This window comes from Bacteroides sp. 1001302B_160321_D4 (assembly GCF_015667765.1).
In the GTDB taxonomy this organism is placed as follows: domain Bacteria; phylum Bacteroidota; class Bacteroidia; order Bacteroidales; family Bacteroidaceae; genus Bacteroides; species Bacteroides xylanisolvens.
Genome location: NZ_JADPLO010000012.1, coordinates 20,283 through 42,606, shown reverse-complemented (window position 1 = coordinate 42,606; position 22,324 = coordinate 20,283). Strand labels below are relative to the sequence as shown.

The following is a 22,324-nucleotide window of genomic DNA, read 5'->3' as shown; positions in this document are numbered from 1 at the left end:
CACAAAAAAGAGCCAAACAAGTATCTTATAATAAAACATGATTCTTTGTTTTACGTAGTTAATAAAATAGGAGAATACCCATTTCTGAATATTCCCCTGTTTAATCAATCAATAAACCACTTATATTTAGTGTCTCCATGCAAAGCGGCATTTATTCCCGTTGCTATTTCGGTTGCATTTATCGCTCTATCCAAAAAACTATCAATGTAGCTTGACTTATTGCTTCCAGTTAACAAATTATACAATTTCCACATACTTATATCATTTCCCAAGCTGCCAAAGTTCTCATCATTGATATAAGCCCTAGCCACATTGTTAACCTGTGTATCAGTAAATAACATACGTGGAATATCTTTTTGATAGCCTTGTGGTAATGATTGATAAAATCTCATTCTTCCAAGTAATTGGCAAAATTGATGTTCTGTGAGATATGAGTTACCAAGCGTTTGCAACAAATGTATGTTTTTGGCTGTATTGAAATTATTAAGTAGTTCCAATGTAGCCCTAAACAGTTCTTTTGTGCTCATTACCTTTATATCATCCTTATATCCGTCTGTGAAAACGCACATGTTACAGCATACGGTATTTTTGAATGAAACCGCCAGTCTGAATAATTCAGGACTTTTCTTAGTTGCCAGATTCTCTCTATTCAAGGCACGAACGCCAACTATAGAAAGATTAAGCCTGTTGCCAGATACATTTTCATAAATAGATGGAATATCTATGGCAAAAGCACATCTTTCGTAATACTGGGTAGTGTCAGCTTCCGTTAACAGGTTCTTTGGCTTGTTAATGGACTCTGGACGTCTCCCTTTTACCACATGACTGCACCTTATATCTGGTTGCTCGATTTGTTCACCACTATAAAATGAATTAGCCGCTTCCCAAACCGTTTCAATGAATTGTGGATGCGAAATAGTCAGTTCATTATCCTTGCTGAAAACTGGTATCACATTATCATTCTTTAAATGGTCTAAAGTAACCTCCACAGAGTTTGCTTCTATAAAGTGATTTACCCTTTTGGGCTTTACTGGCTCTTCGATTATTACCGCTTCTTCTGCATACTCACCAAAGTTACTTTCCCTTCTTACCTGTGGCACATTGCCAATAATTTGTAGATTTCTCATAACGAATAAAATTTTAAATGATTTATAAATTGATTACGTGGAGAATAGATATTTCGTTTCTCTCCAACTACCCTCGGGGGGTGTTAGAGGGTACTGTTCATGCGCTCATGTAACTTTCAATTCAGTAAATCATAGGAGAAATAAGCTGATATATATTTAAGCTCCTATTTTTATAGGTAGGGGGGGGATTATATATAAGTACCTATACTTTATTGCACGCATATCTTTCTACTCTCCACAAATGGAACTACTTTAGACCATTACAGAATGTGGCATAACCATACAACCAATGTTTGAAAAATGAGTATCATTCATTTTTTAGCTTCCCCAATTATTCGTAAATTTGTGTATCCCATGAAGGAAGGATTACCGTATTGCATTGAGGGCTTTTTATCTCCATTTCCCAATTACTATCAATGTGGTAAATTCATTTCTTCGCAGTCTTTCATAGATAAAGCCATGTCTGATAGATTTTATTGCAGTCGCCTATATACTAGTATTAGACGACCTTTTTCATTTTTGTAGCATAACCATAAAAAGTAGGGCAATTTGACGTCTGCCCTACCGCTTGTGGTTATGAAAATTTCTTTATATTACCTACCATGTCAGAAGTATATACCTATCAAGAATTACGTGAATTAGCCTTAAAATACGGAATCAGAGATAATAAAGTCCATATCGGTGTATGGATACAGACACAAGGCTATCAGAAACAAAGAATACAGATTAACCACATTAGAAAAACATTTTATTTAAAATCCCATGATTGAGACAAGAATCCCAATAGCACCTGACACAAGTACCACCCTTACAGATGAAACAACAGAGCACATCATTCATCGCAAAGTAACAATCAAAATAGACAGAGATTATTTAAGAAAGAAATACCCCGAACTATTCGAACGACTAGCAAAAGTTGCAGAAAATATCCTTATACTCCGAAAAAACAACTTGTAAAAAAACAGGGGCACGCTCATGTAAAAAAACAGGGTGGACTATACTACTAACCATTGGAAAATAACTAATAAGCATTGCCTTCTTTCAGAAGTCAAAAGCACATTCTAAATCTTATTTTTTTCATGTATGTAAATCAACTAACCAATGAAACTTATATAGACAGAAAGGAAGCCAAAATAAGTCTCGGAACTTCCAATTTCAACAGATTATTAAAAAAGAAGATTATTTATTTTATCAACGGACAACCATTTGCCAACTATGGGATACAGAATAATACCGGCAAGCCTAGCCATAGGGCTTACAACAAATGAAGCATATACTTATTTTTGTTTATTAGCGAAATCAGATTACAACACTTATATTTCACACGTAAAGCTTGAAACGCTATCCCAATTGACAGGAATAAGCAAGACCGAATATATATCCAAGCATATCGAGAAACTAATAAAGAAAGGGTTACTACGGAAAGATACACAACAGAACATTGGTAACAAAGGCGTGTTCAATACCTGTACGTATTATCTATACAAACCGCAAATTGACTGGATTAGAATTGACTTGGATTTATTGGAAGAAAACATTCCTAACAAACTCAAAGCTTTCCTCATCTTATTAAAATGTATCTGCCTAAACAACACCAATTACACAGGATACAACAAAAGTGAAATCTGCAAGAAACTAAATATATCCCGCCCGACCTTAGATTCTTATCTCAATCAGTGTATCGACAAAGAACTGATAAAAGAAGAGCAAAACGGATACACACTTACAAACGCACATTTATTCAAAATAGATATTGCCAAAGGAAAGGATGATGACGAAGTTTATACAAAGGTATATATACCAATGGCTGATTTTTTCGCATCACAAAACATTACAATACCACCATATAATAAAAAAATAGTAGGAAAAATCATCGACCATTATAGCGCATTACCATTTTTAGCAGCAGCACTAAAAAAACGAAAAATACCGGAAGGAACTGTTTGTACTTGGAAGTATTTAGCTAAAGTCTTGAAGGTAAATATCGTGGAAAAACCTCGTCCCATACCACCAAAGGTTACTCTTATCATGTAAAAATTAACCTTTGCAAAAAAGGAGATTCACTCATCACGGAGCGAATCTCCTTTTTGCTACCAAATTATTCTTTTAGTCGATTATTTCAAAGTAAGGGACATTTTTCGAACAGGGTCTATAAAAGTACTTTTCTTAAAAAAATGTCCTTCGCATTATAATATTTCCTCAATCAGCAAATAACATCTTTCACCTCTGACTTTGCATTCGGACACCATAAAAAAATCGCTTATAGTCTTACTTGTTATGGCTTTAGGGGGATGTATATTCAATAGAGCATAAATTCTCTTTATTTCTTCTTTGATATATTTACGAGTGTATTTTTGACCAACAGTAAATGAGTTCTTTATTAAGCGGATTACCTCTGTTCCGGTTGCCTTCTCACTGTATTGCTTCTGTATCATGGCTTCCGTGATTTTCTTTTTGGAATATTTGAGTTGTTCAATCACTTCTTTACCTACCGTATCATAAGCTTCAACAATAAATGAATCAGCCGCAATCAAATCCCGCTTGTATTCCAATTCCATTTCAGTAGCACAATTTCCCAACATCTCCAACTGGCGGACTATCTCTTTACGCTTGTCTTTAATGGATTGAGATTTATTTTCCCTCTTTAACCGCTCAAAGTCACCTATCGAATAGTAAAATCCATGTTGATAAGAAATAAATGAATAACAATTATCGTATGCCTCGTTTAGAGAGCCTTTATCGTAATAATAATTTTTCATCAATTCCTCATCTATGTAGTTGTCTATTGCAAACCAATTCTCTCTCCCGTTCCTATCAAGCATCTTATTAAAAGGAAGACTTTCCAGTGCAGCACGGTAAGCATCACGGGAAGCCCTGTCTGCTGCACAATCATAAAAGTTCTTCATTGTTCGATATATCTCCTTGCTGCAAACAATATATCCTTTTATTTCTTCTTTCGTTCTTTGTGGTATACCTTCTTTAACGTTACTAATATGTGTAATTGATGATACACCATTTCTGAATCGTCCAACCATTTGGATAGCATCAGTATAAGGGTCTATCATTGTATGTTCTGCAAAGTAAACATCGGTTAACATTATTACATGAGGTTTCTGTTCTAACTCAATATCCACAGCATTGAAAAAACGGCTAGTGAAAAAATTGTACCGTTTCATTTTATCAATGCTGCACTGTTCATAGGCATTGGTAAATTTATTCCTTCCCAACTTATCAACACTCTTTGGGGCACAAAAGACTGCGGAATCTTCCAATAAATCTAGTTGCTTCATCAATGAATATATAATATCAGTTGAATTGATAAACACACAAATCGGAAGTGGTGCAGCTTCCTCATTGTTTAGCTTGGATAGTGTATCTTTAAATGCTTGCAGCGTATTATTCGTATGATGAAGCCAAATCTCCTTTTTATAATCGAAAGTCGGCTGTATTTCTATCGTCTGAAAGTTCTGCTCCTTAAATCGAGGGTCATTCAATTCTATCGGTGTGGCAGAAACCAATGCTTTTTGGTCAAACTTAAAGAAATCATCTATCGGTAGTGTTATGTCACTCCGGTAATCCGCATCCTTCACTAGCTTATGACATTCATCAAACAGAAGAAAACAAGAACAATGCGCACTCATTTCCAGTTCTTCAAATGCGTCCTTTACTTTCTGAAAACTTTCGGGAGTAGTAAGTATCTTATAATACTTCTTCTTGCTCTTCTCCAAGTAGTTTACAATATCGTCAGTATATACACCTTCATATACTCCGAACAGATTATCATCTTTATGCTTAGGGTCATTGCACTTACCAATTATAACAGGAACATTCGGCTCAATGATAATCGAGTTACGTTTTGCTGTGATTTCTCCATAGGTAGCACCAAGTCCGGTCAACTTCTTATAAAGAATAGTATTCGTAGGAATTTCGGGAAGAACTTCGGTAAGGTATTGCACCTTACCGAGCTCACTAAGATTAATTTCTATTGTCATCTTCCTCATTAACGTCTATCACATCCATTCCTTCATTTTCGTATTCTTCCTGCTTGATTGCATCAAAATCAGGTGCATCTTGCAACAAATTTCCAGGAGTATTAGCTTCATTAATGAACTGGGACAACTCTTCTACTGGCTTTACATTTAACTTTTTCATAATTTTAAATTTTAATAGATTTATAAATATAGGGAAGGAATTGCGCCTTCCCCCGTTAATAATTCAATTATGCTATCAATTCTTTTTCCAATAAATAATCATATAACTCTTCTGTCCTTTCCAACCGGAAGAAAATCTTTCCTTTTCTGAAAAAAGCACTGGCAGTAATTTTCGCTCCATACTCACGAAACGTAGGAACAAATTGTAATGCTTTTCCCGCTAAAATCAGTTGCTTAAAAATTGATAGTTGAAAATCCTTATCTTCTCCTTCACTATAAGCCGTAACACTATTAGGATTAAAACCAAAATCTTCCGCTTGTCCTGTTTCCAAATAAGTACGTAACCAACTTAATCCTTCTTGATTCAATATCAAACAGAAACCTTGAATCTTTTTGGATTCAATCCAAGCACATGGATAGTTATCCTTGTTAGTGTAAAACTTAACATTCAATTGCTCACCTCTTTTCATCATTGCCTTTACAGTTTGCATTGCACCTTCATTGTCATAAGACTTAACTACTTTTTTTTCTCCAAATTCTAAATTCATAATCTTCATTTTAAAAAATTAAACATTAATGAATCTCAAACGAGGTGCGCACCTTTGTCTTTGATTACGCTGCAAAACTACGGAGAAATAGAAGCGTATGAAATGAAGAAAAAAACATAAAGAAATCCCTTTTTTTATGCTTAATTCTTTATGTAATCACAAATATCATAAATCACAATATATCAACAAATTATATGTATTTGCACAATAATCATCAATTAAATAAAGGCTATCATTTTTTATCTTTATATGTTTTACCAATATGATTTTAAATGTTCAACTGGATTATTGGGAGACATTTTGCACATGGGGATTTTCCACCAATTTGGACGAACTTCATATTTTTGTAAGTTCCTGATTGTAGCCCGCAAATTCAATATGTCATTTTTAGGACTGTCCTCATCAATCAGTTTGAGATATTTCAGTAACTCAAGAATAAAATTCCCCTCGTTATCTGTTAATCCTTTACCTTTGGCTGCAAATGATGAGTGGCGTAGTAGGTTATATATACTAAGAGTTATCGTATCAAGTATCGCATTTTCGCGCTTCCTCCCTCTTTTACCTATACTGGGATAATCTTTATCCAATTCCGTTTCCGCTTCTTCCAAAGTTGAAACTCCTAAATATTTATCAAGATATGGAGTTATCATATTGAGAAACCAACTATCATCATTCGTAAGCTCTATTTTCTGTTTGTTATATTCAATCGTGACAATATTACTCTTGGTCTTTTTCTTCTCATGAAACATCTTGTAAAGACGTAGCATATCCGGTCTGACAGAATAACTATACTTTAGTTGCGTTGGGTCAGCAATATAATCCTCAAAATCAAAATAGCCATTGGTCTGTGTGTATTTATAGTAGATACTTATAATAAGAAGAATAGCGTAAAATACATCTTGGTCTTGCTGTTCATAGGCTTCGTCCTCATTTTTATTGTATGTATTCCACAACGTTTCAATATACTCGGCTTTAAAATTACCACTTTCAAGGACTAAATTCTGTCCCACAGTCATGCTAAATTCATATTTGTCCTCATCTGTCCCACAATTTGGATAGGGAATCTCCTGCTCTTCCTTCTTTATTGACAAGTACAAATCCTGTATTTCTATTGGGAACTTATTACCCAAAAGATACACATCAGATATATAGTCCAGTTCATTATGAAACATTGAACGGCTGAATCCCACTTCACTATTCAGCCATGATTCGATTCGTTTTATCGTATTGATTGGTATTATTTGATATTCCATATTTTCAAACTTTGTCACAAAAATAAAAAATGTCGCTTCACCATAAAAGCAAAGCGACATTTTATTTTAAAGAAGATTCTTCATTGCTTCATCTATCTGCTCATTTTCAAAGCTATCAAGATAATACTGTGTCGTTGACAAACTTGTATGTCCCAATGATTCACTTATCAATGCGATGTTTACACCAGAACGTTTTAATACCGTTGCAAATGAATGACGTGCAACATAGGTTGTCAGCGGAATACTAATATCCAAATGAGCCCCTATCTTTTTAAGAGCTTTATTCATGCCTTTTATCACTTTTCTAATCCTGTCATATTGCTGTTGTTCAGTAATATGAAAATTACGGTCTAATATTGGGAAAACATAATCATTCAGTTGTGAGTTTGGTTTCCTATATTTATCTACAATTTGTACAGCTTGAGGTAAAAGTTGAAATGTAATAGGCTGCTTTGTCTTATGTCGTACAAAGCATATTCGATTATTCACAATATCTGAATACTTCAAATATGCTATATCAATCATATTCATACCACAACCAAGATAACTAAAAGAAAATAAGTCTTTAGTCAAATAAAGTAATGGACTATAATAAGTTGTTATCTCCATTAAATCAACATTCATTATTTTATGTATTTCAGCCTTAGTAATTGCCCTCTTACATTTACCCTTGCGATAATGAGATATTTTGAATTTTACAAAAGGATAATACTTCTCGTTCACCACATTATCTTCTATTGCTTTATTATAAACAGCACGTAATTCTCTCATTCGTATTCCAATCGTATTATCAGAATTACCACGTTTACGAAGATAAAGTTCATAACGCTTTAACCAATTTACATCAATATCCGTGAAAGGTATATCCAAGTTACCTGCGAATCTCAATACAGAATTATAACAACTAATGTAAGCTTTGGCATTACCTAACCGTTTCTCGGCAGTCATATACTGTATGATGTATTGAATATAATCTCCCACATTCTGTTTATTACAACTTCGTTCCACGTATTCAGCCAAAGATTGTGGAGTAAAGTCTTTACCAAGTGTTTTCAGTTCAAACATCATATTGACATATTCTTGTCTCGTTTGATTCATGATATTCAATAACTGTTCACGATTGGGATAGTTTCTTTTAGGTTCTTCCTTATCAAAATTCCAACAAGAAGCTTTGATTGAAATTCCCAAAGATTTAAAGTAACGTAACTTACCTTGGCTAATTCTCAACATTAACGGATGTTCTCCATTAGCTAAAACTTTTGATTTAAAACAAATAATGCCTATATTAGCATCCATAACGTAACATATTATTGTCACATTTTGGTTTGCGCTACGGTTTACACCGCTAAGCAAATAGGAGATATTTTAGAAGTCAGATATAAGATTTAGCAAAAGCCAAAATCTTCATAAATGACTTATATTCAGTAGCTCTGCTGGTAGCTTTCAAAGGCTTAGCCTTTGGAAGACGCAGGTTCATAATCATGAGGTCCCCGGTTCAATCCCGGGTCCCGCTACTTGATAAGAATAAGGCATTTGAGAGGCTTCCACTCTTGGGTGCCTTTTTCTTTTATACATCAATTGGTGCCGGTTTACACTATGGTTTACACCAACGCAAATCACATATCAATCAGATTAAACATCTGTCAAATTCAATGTGTCAAGGTTCAACATATAAAAAAATAGCCTCAACTTACAAAAAATTGAGGCTATCGAAATATCACTTAAAAAGTCTCTCTATTCCCATTCTATAGTCGCATTAGGTTTTGGAGACATATCATAACAAACGCGATTTACATTCTTCACTTCTTTCAGGATACGGTCTGTTATCTTCATCAGGATAGGCCATTCTATCGGTTCGATAGTAGCCGTCATAGCATCTACCGTGTTGACAGCGCGAATAATCACCGGCCAATCAAAAGAACGGGCATTATCACGTACACCAACAGATTTAAAATCGGGTACTACTGTAAAGTATTGCCATACCTTTTTATCCAATCCGGCAATCTGAAACTCTTCACGCAAAATAGCATCGGACTCACGTACAGCCTCCAAACGGTCACGCGTTATAGCACCTAAACAACGTACGCCCAAACCTGGACCAGGGAAAGGTTGACGGTAAACCATCTCATAAGGCAATCCCAACTCCAAGCCACAAGCACGAACTTCATCTTTAAATAATTGGCGCAATGGCTCCACAAGCTCGAACTTAAGGTCTTCAGGCAGCCCACCTACGTTATGGTGAGACTTCACCATTTTAGCAGTTTTCGTTCCACTTTCCACAATATCCGGATAAATAGTCCCTTGCCCCAAGAAGTCAATACCATTCAGCTTACGTGCTTCTTCTTCGAACACACGAATAAACTCACCACCAATAATTTTACGTTTCTGTTCCGGATCTTCCACACCTGCCAGTTTATTCAAGAAACGATCGGTTACATCTACATAAATAAGATTTGCTTTCAACTGGTTGCTGAATACCTCAACCACATCTTCAGACTCTCCCTTACGCATCAAACCATGATTAACATGTACGCAAACCAGATTGTTACCAATTGCCTTCAGAAGTAACGCTGCTACCACAGAACTATCAACTCCCCCCGACAGAGCCAACAATACTTTCTTATCGCCCACCTGACGCTTAATCAACTCTATCTGATCATTGACAAAGTTCTTCATGTTCCAGTTAGCTTCAGCTTTACAGACATCGAAAACAAATGATTTCACTGCCGCCTTTATAGCCTCAATATCATCCGCAAATTCTGCCAACTTCACTTCACAAGTTGCTTTATCGTGACCTGCAGCCATGACAGGAATCCCCAAAGTATAGATAGCCGGATTTACATCAATGGCAACGCCATCAATTACATTATTCGGTCCACCATTAATAATAATACCCTTTACATTGGGCAATGTTTTCAGTTCTTCCACTGTGATATCGTGAGGATAAATCTCACTATAAACTCCTAATGCACGGATGGCGCGAGCCAACACCGTATTCTCATGACTACCCAAGTCAAGGATAACAATCATATCCTGCTTCATCTGATTTTGGTTGTTTTTAAGTTATTGTATTGTTTATTATTCACTATTGTTTCCAAACGGTTTGCAAATATAAAGATTTTTAGAGAGACTATAATACATTGATTCTCTAAAGTTTCAGAACAGAGTCGCGTTTTTTTGCTGTTATATTATTCCAAAGAAAAAAATGAAGTTATACAGACAAGCAAAAAGAAAAAAGAAGCATTCACAAACACTATAGAGTTTGAAAGGCTTCTTTTATCCTAGATATTTTATACATTTGCTGCATAAAACATAATATTTCACCATGAACGAAGAGAAAAGTTCCTTTATAAAAGGTATAAATGAACAACGCCCAACCGCTTATCATCAGCTTTATAATGAATATTATAAAGCATTGGTGTTGTATGCCATCAACTTTCTCTCTTCCCAACAAGCTGCCGAAGATATTGTACAGGATCTTTTTGCAACTATGTGGGAAAAGAAAATGAGATTCTTATCATTGCCTTCTTTCCGAACTTATCTTTATAATTCTATACGAAATGCCTCTCTTAATTATTTAAAACATCAGAATGTAGAATCTCTCTATCTTGAACGCTTGGCAAGCACTTATCGAGAAATCACAGAAGAAGAAGATACCAATGAAGAAGAAGTATACCGGCTACTATTTCGTGCTATCGATAAATTGCCAACACGCTGCCGGGAAATATTCTTATTACATATGGATGGAAAAAAGAATGAAGAAATAGCTACTGCACTAGGAATTTCGATTGAAACAGTAAAAACACAAAAGAAAAGAGCTATACAATCTATCAAAGAACAGATGGGCACATGCTATTTTTTGCTCCCCTTATGTGACATTTTGTATAGTTCCAAGTTTTTTTCGTAACCAAAATAATCTTTTTTAGAAAGTTTGTACCTCTTTTTAATCTTCATGTTGTCTTATTAACAAATGATAAGACAATAAATATATGAAAATAAAATCTGGTACAGAAGAATTAATAGCCAAATATCTCTTCGGTGATATTACAGAGCACGAGAAAAAACAACTTGACAATTGGATCAAGACCTCTCCACAACACGAAGAGTTTTTCAATCGTTTACGAACAAGCGCATCATTTCGTAAGCGCTACGAGGCATATACACAGATTAACTCACATCAGGCATGGAAACATTTCAAAAAGAAATATTGCCAAGTATCAGTCACATCAATTCTCCTGAAATATGCAGCTATTTTAATATTACCTATAATAATAGCAGCAGGAGGATGGTACTTTTATATTGCTTCCGAAAAACAAATATCTGACAATCTAGCCTTAGGAGATGCCATACAGCCAGGAATTCCTAAAGCTACATTAATTTTAGCCGGGAATGACAAACAATCGCTTACTCCAACATATCCAACACCAGTTAAGGTTAATCATTCCACAACTGCTATAGCTCAAAATGGTGCGCTCATCTATCCATCAACACCCAATATAAATATAGATATATCTCAAAAACAGCAGCCTGAAATAGTAGAAAAAAACACATTAACAACTGAACAGGGAAACGAATTCAGAGTAACCTTTGAAGATGGAACAACCGTACACCTCAATTATAATACAGAAATACGGTATCCTGTAAAGTTTAGTAAGACTAAACGCACGGTTTATCTAAAAGGGGAAGCCTATTTTAAAATAGCCAAAGATGCTCGTCCTTTCTACGTTGTCACTGACCAAGGAATAATCAAACAGTATGGTACAGAATTTAATGTTAATACATTCACCTCTGGACGAACAGAAGTCGCATTAGTGAAAGGGAGTATCAGTATTATTCCTCAAGGAAGTACACAGGAACAACTCATAGAGCCGGGCCAATTGGCACACATTGAACAGAAAGGTAACAATATATCTATATACAATGTAGACCTCACTCCCTACATAGCATGGAATGAAGGACGACTTATTTTCGAAAATCGTACTTTAGAAAATATTGTCGAAATTCTAGAACATTGGTATAATGTTAATATTTCCTTTGGCACTTCCGAGCTTAAACAACTGCGATTTACTGGTAATATGGATCGTTATGCCACAATCAGCCCGATATTAAAAGCAATAGCACGTACTACGAATTTACAAATAAAAATAGAAGGAAGAGAAATTTTAATCACAGACAATTAATTACTAATTAAACAAGAAGAAAGAATGAGAAAGACAAAAAGTAGAGAAAGAATCCGAATACTTTCTCTGGTAGTAGTATTATTACTATTACCCACAATGATGCTTGCCATTCCAGAAAGTGGCAAAAAAGTAACTTTAAATCTGGAATCTGTCACTGTCAAAGATTTTTTCGATGCTTTAAGACAACAAACCGGATTAAGCTTTGTCTACAATACAGAACAGACAAAGTCACTGAAACCCATCACTATCCATGTAAAAGATGAAACTGTGGATAACGTACTACGTACTGTTCTTAATGATACAGGGCTTACTTATAGTATGGAAAGAGATATTGTTACCATCTCTAAAGTGGAACAACAAGGGGATAAACGTTCCGCAACCGGTATTGTATCAGATGAAGAAGGATACCCCCTGCCTGGTGTTAATGTTGTGATTAGTGATCTTCAACGATTTGCCATAACCGACAACAATGGTAAATATAATATAGAGATTCCAACTAATACCGCATGTACTATCACCTTTTCATATATCGGAATGTCTACTCAACAAGTGATGATTAATAGTGGTCGGAATGATGTACGAAAAAATATTACTCTAAAAAGTGATACTAAATTAGATGAGGTTATCGTTACTGGAATTTATACTCGTAAAGCGGAAAGTTTTACTGGAGCAGCAACTACTATTTCGAGCAAAGATTTGATGCGTGTCGGAAATCAGAATGTGTTCCAGAGCTTGAAAAATCTGGATCCTACAATATACATTGCAGATAATTTTGATATGGGCTCCAATCCCAATAGTGTTCCGGATATGTCAATGCGTGGAACTTCCAGTTTTCCAACGACAGAAAGCAGTTCTTTACGCAGCAACTATCAAAATCAACCCAATCAACCTTTATTCATTCTTGATGGTTTTGAAACAACTGCTGAAACAATAATGGACATGGACATGAACCGAATTGAAAGCATTACAATTTTAAAAGACGCCTCAGCAAAAGCTCTCTACGGTTCTAAAGCAGCCAATGGTGTAATTGTTATTGAAACAAAACGTTTAACCGGAAATCAACAGCGTATTACGTATAATGGTAGTATTTCTTTGGAAATGCCGGATTTAACCAGTTATGACCTTTGTAATGCATTTGAAAAATTGGAAGCAGAACGTTTAGACGGAGTATATACAAGTAGTAACGCCAATACACAAATCCAATTAGATCAATTATATAATGGCCGACGAAAACTTGCATTAGAAGGATTAGATACATACTGGTTATCCAAGCCACTTCACACTGGCATAGGACATAAACATAACCTAAATATAGAATTAGGCGATTCCCAAAATTTACGTGCAATCTTAGACCTTACTTATAATCAGATTACTGGGGTTATGAAGGGATCTGACCGCCGCAATATATAGGGTGATATAAATTTATCATACAGACATAACAAACTATTACTAAAGAATATCCTATCAATCATATCTAACAAAAGTAATGAGTCCCCTTATGGAGAATTTAGCGAATATTCCAGAATGAATCCATATTGGCAAGCAACTGATGAAAATGGGAATATAGTTCAATGGGTAGAACAAATTGGCTCAACATCAACCAAAGTAGCTAACCCTATGTATAATTCTATTATCGGAACCAGCTTTACTTCCAGTTATTTACAATTCACCAATAATTTTTATGCAGAATGGCAAGTTGATAAAAACTGGAAAGCAACAGCACGTATAGGAGTCTCTGAAAAACGAAATGATATGGATGATTTCTATCCCGCCTCACATTCCATTTTTGCAAATGTTAATGATATACTTAAGCGTGGTAAGTATATTATGGAAAATGGTAAATCCAGTTCTATTTCCGGAGACTTGAATATAAACTATAATAATCAATTTGGTAAACATACTATCTTTGGAAATGCCGGTGCCTTTATCTCCGGAGAAAAATCATCAGCATATCGACACACGGCAGAAGGTTTCCCCAATAATCAGAAGGCAGATATTTCATTCGCAAAACAATATGCAGAAAACAGTACCCCTACTGGTTATTCCACAATTAACCGTGAAGCCAGCTTCCTATTAGCCGCTTCGTATGATTATGACAATCGTTATTTAGCCGATGCAACTGTTCGGGAAAGCGCATCTTCCTTATACGGTTCAGATAACCGTTGGGCCAATAGCTGGTCTTTTGGTATTGGATGGAACCTGCACAATGAAGCCATCTTGAAAGGTGTTGGATGGATTAAACAGTTAAAACTTCGAGCTTCGATTGGTTTGACTGGAAATCAAAACTTTGATACCAACGCAGCAATTGCTACATATAATTATTACACAGGCGTCGTATATGGAGGCTTAGCTGGCAAATTTACAGGAGCATATTTAGCATCCATGCCTAACTCCAAATTAAAATGGGAACAGAAAAAGGATCATAATATAGGAATTGATATGAGAGTTGCCGGATTATCCCTTTCTGTTGACTATTACTCAGCAGATACCAAGAATATGTTAACCGATGTAACAATCCCAACTTCTACAGGGTTCGCAATAGTAAAAGATAATTTAGGATTGGTACGTAATTCTGGAGTTGAAGCTAAAGCTAATTATACAATATGGCAAGGAAAAGAAGGTTTTGTAAATGTGTATGGAACATTTGCCTATAACCGAAATAAAATAATTCGTTTGTCAGAGAGTATGCGGGCTTACAATGAAAAAATGATGAAACAAGCAGAAGATAATAATACCTCTGCACCTGTATTAATGTATCAAGACGGATTATCTATGAAAACAATATGGGCAGTCCCTTCAGCCGGTATTGATCCGCAAACCGGACAAGAAATATACATTAAAAAAGATGGTACCTACACTTATACTTATTCAGCCAATGATATGGTCGCTGCTGGTAACTCCGATCCTAAGTATCGTGGTACAGGCGGTTTCACAGCCGAGTATAAAGGTATCGGATTAAGCGCTACTATAAGTTATCTTGCTGGTTGTCAAATGTATAATTCAACCCTCGTCAGTCGGGTGGAAAATGCAAATATTGCTTACAATGTGGATCGCCGATTGCTAATTGGTCGTTGGACTACTCCCGGACAAGTAACACCATACAAGAAATTTAATTCTGAAACAACCACACGTGCTACCACTCGCTTTGTACAGGATCGGCGTGAATTATCACTCTCTTCCATCAGTGCATATTATGAGTTTCCCAGTTCCATTTATAGGAAATTAAGTATGCAACGCCTGCGTTTATCATTCTATTTAAATGATATTGCAACGTTCTCTTCTATAAAAATAGAACGAGGTTTAACTTATCCTTTCGCAAGAAATATGTCGTTCTCATTAACAGCCACTCTCTAAATTTTATAAAGATGAAAAAATACATATTAATCCTATTAACGTCCATAGTAACATTATCCTCTTGCAGCGACTGGTTCGATGTTACTTCAGGATCTGAAATTCGAGAAAAAGATCATTATAGCACTCTTGCCGGATTCCAACAATCCTTAATAGGTTGTTATATTAGCATGACAGATAATATCCTTTATGGTAAAGAACTATCTTGGTATGCAATTGAAATATTAGGTCATCAATTTAATCCTGTGACTTCCAATTCAAGTAATAGTAAAGAAATGCAAGAATATGAAAGATTCAATTACGACCACACACAAATATTCTCGGACATCGAAAATATCTGGGCTAAAGCATATTCTGTAATAGCCAATGCCAATGAAGCATTAACTAATATGGAAGGACAGGAGTCAAGTCTGAACGAAGTCTATTATCATGTTATCAAAGGAGAACTTCTTGCCATTCGTGCATATATGCATTTTGATCTGTTGCGCCTATATGGATATGGTGATTGGAAAAACCGTTCCGCAGAACTAAATTCTAAAAAAACGATTCCATATGTAACAACTTTATCATCGATCCCAACTCCTCAACGCACAGGAAAGGAGACACTTCAGATGATTATCAACGATTTGGAAGCCGCAGAAAAATTATTAAAGGAATACGACCCGATCACAAAAAAACATCCGGCTTCTTATTACACAAGTATAGATGCAGATGGTTTCTTCAAAGATAGAACTTTACGACTCAATTATTATGCAGTCAAAGCATTGGAAGCACGTGTATATTTATGGGAAGGCAGTAAAGGAAGCATAGACAAAGCTTTAAATGCTACTGAAGAGATAATCACAGCTATCGGTGATAATGGAATTGTTATGGACGATATGTACACTTACTCCTACCTGTTACCAGAAATTTCTCAATCTAACCGTTCTCTAGCATCCGAAGCTTTATTTAGCCTAAATGTTTCAGACGTTACGTCCAAAATTACCTCATATATAATACCCAACTTCGTCAACACAGACTATACAGCTATGTATATATCTCCAACAGATGTTGAAAATATATATGAAGGCATAAATTCAGATGTTCGTTTCACACGAATGTTAGATCAAACCCAAAGTGATTCCAGAGGATATGTCCCTATGAAAATTCATCAAGCAAGTTTAGACGAATTCAATAAGAACCGCTTGTCTCTAATACGCTTGCCTGAAATATTCTATATTGCTGCAGAATGCTATGCAACAAGTGCAACCCCAAATCTTGACATGGCATTACAAAGGCTAAATAAGATTCGCGAAAACAGAGGTATCAGCACCCCTCTTGAAAATCTAAATGCAGATCAAATCATAAAAGAAATACAAAAAGAATATCACAAAGAATTCATTTCCGAAGGTGTCATGTTCTATTACTATAAGCGAACAGGGTGTAAATCCATTCCTAATTATAGTGAAGAGATGACAGATACGCAATATTTATTGCCTTATCCTACCTTCGAAATACAATCCGGTCGTGTACAATAAACAATATTAATATGAAAAAAATAATTATAAAATCAGTCTTAGCGATAAGCTGTTTCTCTTTATGCCTCATTAGTTGCGGCAAGGAAGAAATACCATATTTTGACAGTCAATATAATGCTGTCAGATTCAATTCTACGAATGAGTACGATGCAGAAACCGACATATTTAAAGGGAATTATTCTTTTCTGGAGAATCCCTTTGATGAATATGGTGAATATGAATTGCCTTTAGTTTTGGTCGGAAATGTATCGACAGAAGACCGTACTGTGAATTATGTAATCAATGCGGAGGAAACCACTGCCCCCGAAAACAGTTATGAAATAACTGCTGCAGTGATTCCCGCAAATAGTTTAAAAGGAACAATAAAAATAAGGCTGTTTAATACTGATGAAATACAAAATGGAGCATCATATAAACTTTATATCCAGCTAAAGGAGTCATCAACTCTAGGGTTAGGACCTAAAGAATATATCACAGCAACGTTAAGTTGGAACAGCAATATCATTGCCCCTCCGGCAACTGAACGATATTTATGGATGACATATAATTCACTAATAAAATCATCTCTAGCTCCAACCTCTTCTTCTACAACGGCTTATAGTTCCAATGCTTTAAAAACAATTGTAACAGCTTTAGACTGGGATGATTGGGACGATATGACTGCGCATCCTGACCAACCACAGAGACCAACATATTTTACATATAAATATCTCGCCAATTATAGATTATTCGTAACAGACAAATCATATGAAGCTTATGCTGCAAAATTAGCGGATTATCTAAAAAAGTATCAGAAAGAACATCCCGATGCCCCCCTAGTTCATAACGAAGGTAATTTGAAAGGACAAATTATAGAAGCCAGAACATATTAATTTATATAATTCTATAAAATTATGAAGAAAAATAATATAACTCAATTAATAATATTACTGCTGCCTAATATTCTCTGGTTTACTTCTTGTTATGAGGATAAAAGTTCATTTGTAACAAACCTTATTCCAGAAGTACAAATTAGTATAAACGATAAAAATCAAGAAAATTCAATATACGTAGGTTATCAATCTCCTGTCGATATTGTACCATCTATTACCCAAGATGGTTTTGATGGTTCTAATTTGCGCTATGAATGGGCTGTAACGGAGGAACCCTCAACTAGCAATCCTGTTTATGAAATTATTGGTACAGAAAAAGACTTTCATGGTATTATAAATCGTCCTATATCAAATGGAGCCTATACGTTAAAATTGACTGTAACAGATGTAGCAAATGATAACTTACAATATATTTATTCTTGGGAATTATATGTACAAAGTAGCTTCCTAGACGGATTGTTAATCGCAGATAGTGAAAACGGAACAACAACAGATCTCACTTTGATTAACAATTCTCAAATAACAAATCAATATACAAAAGAAGAAAGAATATTTCGTCACATACTAGAAACTGCTAATGGAGCAGCATATGATGAATTATTGACTTCATTAACCTATGAGGTGATGGGGAACACAGCAATACTTGGTAGTTCTCACTTAAATCAGATTTGGGCTATTTCTTCCACAGGAAAAAGCATTCGTTTCAACTGTGAGGACTATTCAATAAACGGGACATGGGAAGATGAAAAAATATTTTTATATTGCCCCACCGATTTTCAAGTAAAATCTTATATTCGTTCTTCACAACTTTTCATCGCTTATACAAATAATGGACTATATTCATTCTTAAACGTAGCAGGTAACAAATTCTCTATGCCTAATTCTGTTTTTAATGGATTTGAAATCAATAACAATGTATATGCAGCAAATTCTTCATTTAGTATTGGGGACAACCATTTAGTATGGTTAGATAAACCCAAAGGTGCCTTTTATTCCTTAAATGGCACGAGTTATAACACATGTACTCCGTATATCTCAAATCCAGATTTCGATCCTAATGACATGGGAAGTCAAACAGCTATTGCCGCAACAAGTTCTCAAGATGGCTCATTGGCCACTTTCTTACTTAAAGACGATAATAGTGGAAATTATGCTATTTACACTTTAAGCCAATATAAAGCAGAAGAAGGACATTATGAAGATCCTGATAATTGGGAGGGATGGATTGTGACTTCACCAGAACAACCAGCAGCTGCAAAAAACAAATATATTATTCCAACGACAGGAAAAACCTTACTAGACAAAGCTGTATCTATTTTCTTCGGACATACAAATAATGTATTATATGTAGTAACAGATGCAGCTATATACTCATTTACTTACGGTATGGGAAATGAAGTATCTGTCTCCACCACCTCACAGTTTACCCCCAGTAACGGAGAAAAAATTACAAAAGCCAAGTTATATCAACAAGGGCAATATACCAATCAAATTAATGTAATGACTGGTAATCCACCAACTATTGCCCCAAATGCATGGAATAACAAAGCCCTCATTATTGTGACCCAATCCGCAGAATTTAACGGAAAAGTCTCAATTGTTCCGATGAAACAGGCCGGTGCAGGAACCTTGGATATTTCTAAAGCCCTAATCTATGATGGTTTTGGTAAAATCCTAGATGTAACAACAACCGGATATTAATCTAATTTCATAAAAATACATTAAAGAACTGATATGAAAAAGAAAATCCTCTTACTTGCAGCAATGGTGGTAGCTTCGTCTACCACCATTGACGCACAGCGTAAATTTCCATTCTTCTGGAAAAAAAAGAAGGCAAAAACAGAACAAACAACTCCTGCTAAAAAAGAAAGTGAATATGACAAACTATTCAAGAAAAAGCATGAAATAGCCAAAGGACTGATTACTCTCCATCTGCTGGATGGAAAAGTATATTTTGAACTTCCTGTGAATTTAATCAATAAAGATATGCTTATTGGTTCCACTGTCACCAGTATCTCTGATAATGGCAATGCAGTAGTCGGTTCTAAACCGACCGATCTTCTTCACGTAGTATTCACACGCAATAAAACACATGTACAGTTACGTCAGGTAAACACTGACTATATTACTGGTAACACACAAATTGATGAAGCTTTACGCAAAAGTACACTGGGAGCAATTTTAAGCAACCAAAAGATTCAAGCATACAATAATGACTCTACTGCTATCGTTTTTGATATGAGCAGCGTCTTCCTGGGCGACAATAAAAAGATGAGTCCCTTCGACAAAAATTCTATTTATGGAATGTACAATCGCACAGAGAATTATCAATCCGACTGCTCGTACATTTCACAAATCAAGGCTTTCAAAGATAATGTTTCTATTAAAAGCTGTCTGTCATATACATTCTCTGTCAGCAATTCACAAGGAACATCACTCATAAAAGACCGTCCATTCACCGCAGAAATGACACGTTCCATCATGCTGTTAAAAGAAAAGCCTTATCGTCCACGTATGGCAGATTACCGGATCGGTGTATTTTTTACCGGACGCGAACAACTAGGCGAAGGAGCTAAAACGACCGTACCCGTTTACTATGCCAATCGATGGGATATACAACCGTCCGACACCGCCGCCTACTTACGTGGAGAGAAAGTGAAACCCACTAAACAGATTGTCTTCTACATCGATAATACTTTCCCAGAGAAATGGAAACCATATCTGCGGGAAGGAGTCACCCAATGGAATGAATTATTTGAACAGATTGGATTCAAAGATGTTGTAGCAGCCAAAGATTTCCCGACAGATGATCCGAAATTCGATCCCGACAATATCAAATATTCATGTGTCCGCTATGCTCCATCAAGCATTGAAAATGCAATGGGACCATCATGGGTAGACCCGCGAAGCGGAGAAATCCTGAATGCCTCCGTATATCTATATCACAATGTCATCAAACTTATCAGCAACTGGTTGTTCGTGCAAACAGCACAAGCCGATAAAGATGTACGCACAGTCAATATTCCGGATGAAATGGTTGGAGATGCGTTGCGCTATGTACTTTCACATGAAATCGGGCACTGTTTAGGGTTTATGCATAACATGGGAGCTTCTTCCACCTTCCCGGTAGATTCTTTACGTTCACCGGAATTCACACAGAAGTATGGTACCACTCCTTCCATCATGGACTATGCACGCTTCAACTATGTAGCACAACCTGGCGATAAAGAACGTGGCGTTAAATTGACTCCTCCCCGCTTTGGTGAATACGACAAATACCTCATTAAATGGACGTATACTCCAGTATTCAATGTTAATTCTGCAGAGGAAGAAGCAATTATAACAGGCAAATGGATCAGTGATGCCATTAAAGAGAATCCAGTGTACCGATATGGAAAACAACAAGTATATGGAGTTGTTGATCCCCGTTCACAAACGGAAGATATTGGTGACAACTCTATGAAAGCAACTCGATATGGCATCAAGAACCTTAAGTATATCATGAATAATCTGGAAAGTTGGATTTCCGAAGGTGACGATACATACGAATACCGTGAAGATTTATTTATTGGTATCGTAGAACAACTTGCAATGTACGTTACCCATGTAGCAGGCAATGTAGGCGGCTATTTTGTCAACGAAGTTAAAGAAGGGGACACAATGCCACGTTTTGCACAGATCCCAAAGGCACAACAAAAAGAAGCCCTGAATTACCTATTCGAGATTTATAACGATCTGAATTGGCTTGACAACAAAAACTTGTTAACTAAATTCCCAATTTCCGGTTCCCCTAAACAAACTATTCAAAACTTCATGTTGAGATATATACTGCCTGTACCTTTTCAGGTATCACAATACGAAGGATTAGAAAAAGATTCATTTACTGCTGCCGAGGCTTTCAACATGATATACAATTTTGTATGGAAACCGACCATTTCCGGATGTACATTAACAGAATCCCAAATGAATCTCCAGAAACAATATATATACATGATGATGCAAACTGCCGGTTTCACAATCAAAGGAGCCGGGAAAGCATTGACCGGAGAAAAACCACTTGACATCAATCACCGCCAGTTCGGATATACTTGTTGCCAAGGACATGCCATCAAAGAGGGTGTCATGCACAACCCTGTAGCAGGTTTTGAATGGAAACCGTTGAATCGTTTTTCTATGACAGCCAAAGTTACCCAAGCAGATGTATACGCATATATAGCTAAAGCGAAACAACTGATGAAACAAAAGGCAGCCAGTGCATCAGGGAAGACGAAAGCTCACTATGAATTATTATTAAAGATGCTCGACATCAACTTAAAATAAGGGAG

At 35.8% G+C, this 22,324-nt stretch carries 15 protein-coding genes and 1 pseudogene; 9 read left to right on the top strand and 7 right to left on the bottom strand.

Annotated features, from left to right (window positions below; translation table 11 throughout):
* Window positions 1-104: 104 nt before the first annotated feature.
* Window positions 105-1,127, bottom strand: a complete 1,023-nt coding sequence (locus KFO40_RS06930) for a DUF3871 family protein (protein WP_004320912.1) — start codon at window positions 1,125-1,127, stop codon at window positions 105-107.
* A 762-nt stretch (window positions 1,128-1,889) separates the two neighbouring features.
* On the opposite strand from KFO40_RS06930, the gene KFO40_RS06925 reads away from it, so the two are divergent.
* Together KFO40_RS06925 and KFO40_RS06920 are read left to right on the top strand one after the other, a co-directional pair.
* Window positions 1,890-2,084 (top strand): hypothetical protein, encoded by a 195-nt coding sequence (locus tag KFO40_RS06925; protein WP_211146218.1) that lies wholly within the window; start codon window positions 1,890-1,892, stop codon window positions 2,082-2,084.
* A gap of 258 nt (window positions 2,085-2,342) precedes the next feature.
* Window positions 2,343-3,161 (top strand): helix-turn-helix domain-containing protein, encoded by an 819-nt coding sequence (locus tag KFO40_RS06920; RefSeq protein WP_015531308.1) that lies wholly within the window; start codon window positions 2,343-2,345, stop codon window positions 3,159-3,161.
* Between the two features lie 152 nt (window positions 3,162-3,313).
* Here the strand turns inward: KFO40_RS06920 and KFO40_RS06915 are convergent, their stop codons facing one another.
* The 6 genes from KFO40_RS06915 to guaA all read right to left on the bottom strand — a co-directional run bounded on the left by KFO40_RS06915 (window position 3,314) and on the right by guaA (window position 10,121).
* Window positions 3,314-5,119 (bottom strand): DEAD/DEAH box helicase family protein, encoded by a 1,806-nt coding sequence (locus tag KFO40_RS06915; protein WP_081030975.1) that lies wholly within the window; start codon window positions 5,117-5,119, stop codon window positions 3,314-3,316.
* Window positions 5,103-5,279, bottom strand: coding sequence for a hypothetical protein (locus KFO40_RS06910; protein ID WP_015531307.1), 177 nt, complete (start codon window positions 5,277-5,279; stop codon window positions 5,103-5,105). Before KFO40_RS06910 ends, KFO40_RS06915 begins: the two co-directional genes overlap by 17 nt.
* Before the next feature lie 67 nt (window positions 5,280-5,346).
* Window positions 5,347-5,835, bottom strand: coding sequence for a hypothetical protein (locus KFO40_RS06905; RefSeq protein WP_015531306.1), 489 nt, complete (start codon window positions 5,833-5,835; stop codon window positions 5,347-5,349).
* A gap of 245 nt (window positions 5,836-6,080) precedes the next feature.
* Window positions 6,081-7,079, bottom strand: a complete 999-nt coding sequence (locus KFO40_RS06900) for a hypothetical protein (protein ID WP_229098082.1) — start codon at window positions 7,077-7,079, stop codon at window positions 6,081-6,083.
* 66 nt (window positions 7,080-7,145) lie between these two features.
* A complete protein-coding gene (locus KFO40_RS06895) occupies window positions 7,146-8,375 on the bottom strand; it encodes a site-specific integrase (protein WP_015531304.1) in 1,230 nt (409 codons plus the stop codon).
* A gap of 438 nt (window positions 8,376-8,813) precedes the next feature.
* A complete protein-coding gene (gene guaA, locus KFO40_RS06890; protein WP_117684970.1) occupies window positions 8,814-10,121 on the bottom strand; it encodes a glutamine-hydrolyzing GMP synthase in 1,308 nt (435 codons plus the stop codon).
* A gap of 283 nt (window positions 10,122-10,404) precedes the next feature.
* On the opposite strand from guaA, the gene KFO40_RS06885 reads away from it, so the two are divergent.
* The 7 genes and pseudogenes from KFO40_RS06885 to KFO40_RS06855 all read left to right on the top strand — a co-directional run bounded on the left by KFO40_RS06885 (window position 10,405) and on the right by KFO40_RS06855 (window position 22,319).
* On the top strand, window positions 10,405-10,986 hold the full coding sequence (locus tag KFO40_RS06885) for an RNA polymerase sigma-70 factor (protein WP_117684968.1): 582 nt from the start codon (window positions 10,405-10,407) through the stop codon (window positions 10,984-10,986).
* Window positions 10,987-11,068: 82 nt separating this feature from the next.
* Window positions 11,069-12,259: a FecR family protein gene (locus tag KFO40_RS06880; protein WP_004314578.1), complete on the top strand. Its 1,191-nt coding sequence runs from the start codon at window positions 11,069-11,071 to the stop codon at window positions 12,257-12,259.
* Window positions 12,260-12,283: 24 nt separating this feature from the next.
* Window positions 12,284-15,613: pseudogene (locus KFO40_RS25870) on the top strand (SusC/RagA family TonB-linked outer membrane protein).
* A gap of 11 nt (window positions 15,614-15,624) precedes the next feature.
* On the top strand, window positions 15,625-17,127 hold the full coding sequence (locus KFO40_RS06870; RefSeq protein ID WP_211146217.1) for a RagB/SusD family nutrient uptake outer membrane protein: 1,503 nt from the start codon (window positions 15,625-15,627) through the stop codon (window positions 17,125-17,127).
* Between the two features lie 11 nt (window positions 17,128-17,138).
* On the top strand, window positions 17,139-17,999 hold the full coding sequence (locus KFO40_RS06865; protein ID WP_008649981.1) for a DUF4843 domain-containing protein: 861 nt from the start codon (window positions 17,139-17,141) through the stop codon (window positions 17,997-17,999).
* A 21-nt stretch (window positions 18,000-18,020) separates the two neighbouring features.
* Window positions 18,021-19,700, top strand: a complete 1,680-nt coding sequence (locus KFO40_RS06860) for a PKD-like family lipoprotein (RefSeq protein WP_008649980.1) — start codon at window positions 18,021-18,023, stop codon at window positions 19,698-19,700.
* Window positions 19,701-19,733: 33 nt separating this feature from the next.
* A complete protein-coding gene (locus tag KFO40_RS06855) occupies window positions 19,734-22,319 on the top strand; it encodes a zinc-dependent metalloprotease (RefSeq protein ID WP_151935456.1) in 2,586 nt (861 codons plus the stop codon).
* Window positions 22,320-22,324: the final 5 nt, after the last annotated feature.

What these genes read in the sequence shown, in the direction of transcription:
- KFO40_RS06930 (WP_004320912.1), bottom strand. Translation starts at nt 1,127, where the DNA reads ATGAGAAATCTACAAATTATTGGCAATGTGCCACAGGTAAGAAGGGAA.
- KFO40_RS06925 (WP_211146218.1), top strand. Translation starts at nt 1,890, where the DNA reads ATGATTGAGACAAGAATCCCAATAGCACCTGACACAAGTACCACCCTT.
- KFO40_RS06920 (WP_015531308.1), top strand. Translation starts at nt 2,343, where the DNA reads ATGGGATACAGAATAATACCGGCAAGCCTAGCCATAGGGCTTACAACA.
- KFO40_RS06915 (WP_081030975.1), bottom strand. Translation starts at nt 5,119, where the DNA reads ATGACAATAGAAATTAATCTTAGTGAGCTCGGTAAGGTGCAATACCTT.
- KFO40_RS06910 (WP_015531307.1), bottom strand. Translation starts at nt 5,279, where the DNA reads ATGAAAAAGTTAAATGTAAAGCCAGTAGAAGAGTTGTCCCAGTTCATT.
- KFO40_RS06905 (WP_015531306.1), bottom strand. Translation starts at nt 5,835, where the DNA reads ATGAAGATTATGAATTTAGAATTTGGAGAAAAAAAAGTAGTTAAGTCT.
- KFO40_RS06900 (WP_229098082.1), bottom strand. Translation starts at nt 7,079, where the DNA reads ATGGAATATCAAATAATACCAATCAATACGATAAAACGAATCGAATCA.
- KFO40_RS06895 (WP_015531304.1), bottom strand. Translation starts at nt 8,375, where the DNA reads ATGGATGCTAATATAGGCATTATTTGTTTTAAATCAAAAGTTTTAGCT.
- guaA (WP_117684970.1), bottom strand. Translation starts at nt 10,121, where the DNA reads ATGAAGCAGGATATGATTGTTATCCTTGACTTGGGTAGTCATGAGAAT.
- KFO40_RS06885 (WP_117684968.1), top strand. Translation starts at nt 10,405, where the DNA reads ATGAACGAAGAGAAAAGTTCCTTTATAAAAGGTATAAATGAACAACGC.
- KFO40_RS06880 (WP_004314578.1), top strand. Translation starts at nt 11,069, where the DNA reads ATGAAAATAAAATCTGGTACAGAAGAATTAATAGCCAAATATCTCTTC.
- KFO40_RS06870 (WP_211146217.1), top strand. Translation starts at nt 15,625, where the DNA reads ATGAAAAAATACATATTAATCCTATTAACGTCCATAGTAACATTATCC.
- KFO40_RS06865 (WP_008649981.1), top strand. Translation starts at nt 17,139, where the DNA reads ATGAAAAAAATAATTATAAAATCAGTCTTAGCGATAAGCTGTTTCTCT.
- KFO40_RS06860 (WP_008649980.1), top strand. Translation starts at nt 18,021, where the DNA reads ATGAAGAAAAATAATATAACTCAATTAATAATATTACTGCTGCCTAAT.
- KFO40_RS06855 (WP_151935456.1), top strand. Translation starts at nt 19,734, where the DNA reads ATGAAAAAGAAAATCCTCTTACTTGCAGCAATGGTGGTAGCTTCGTCT.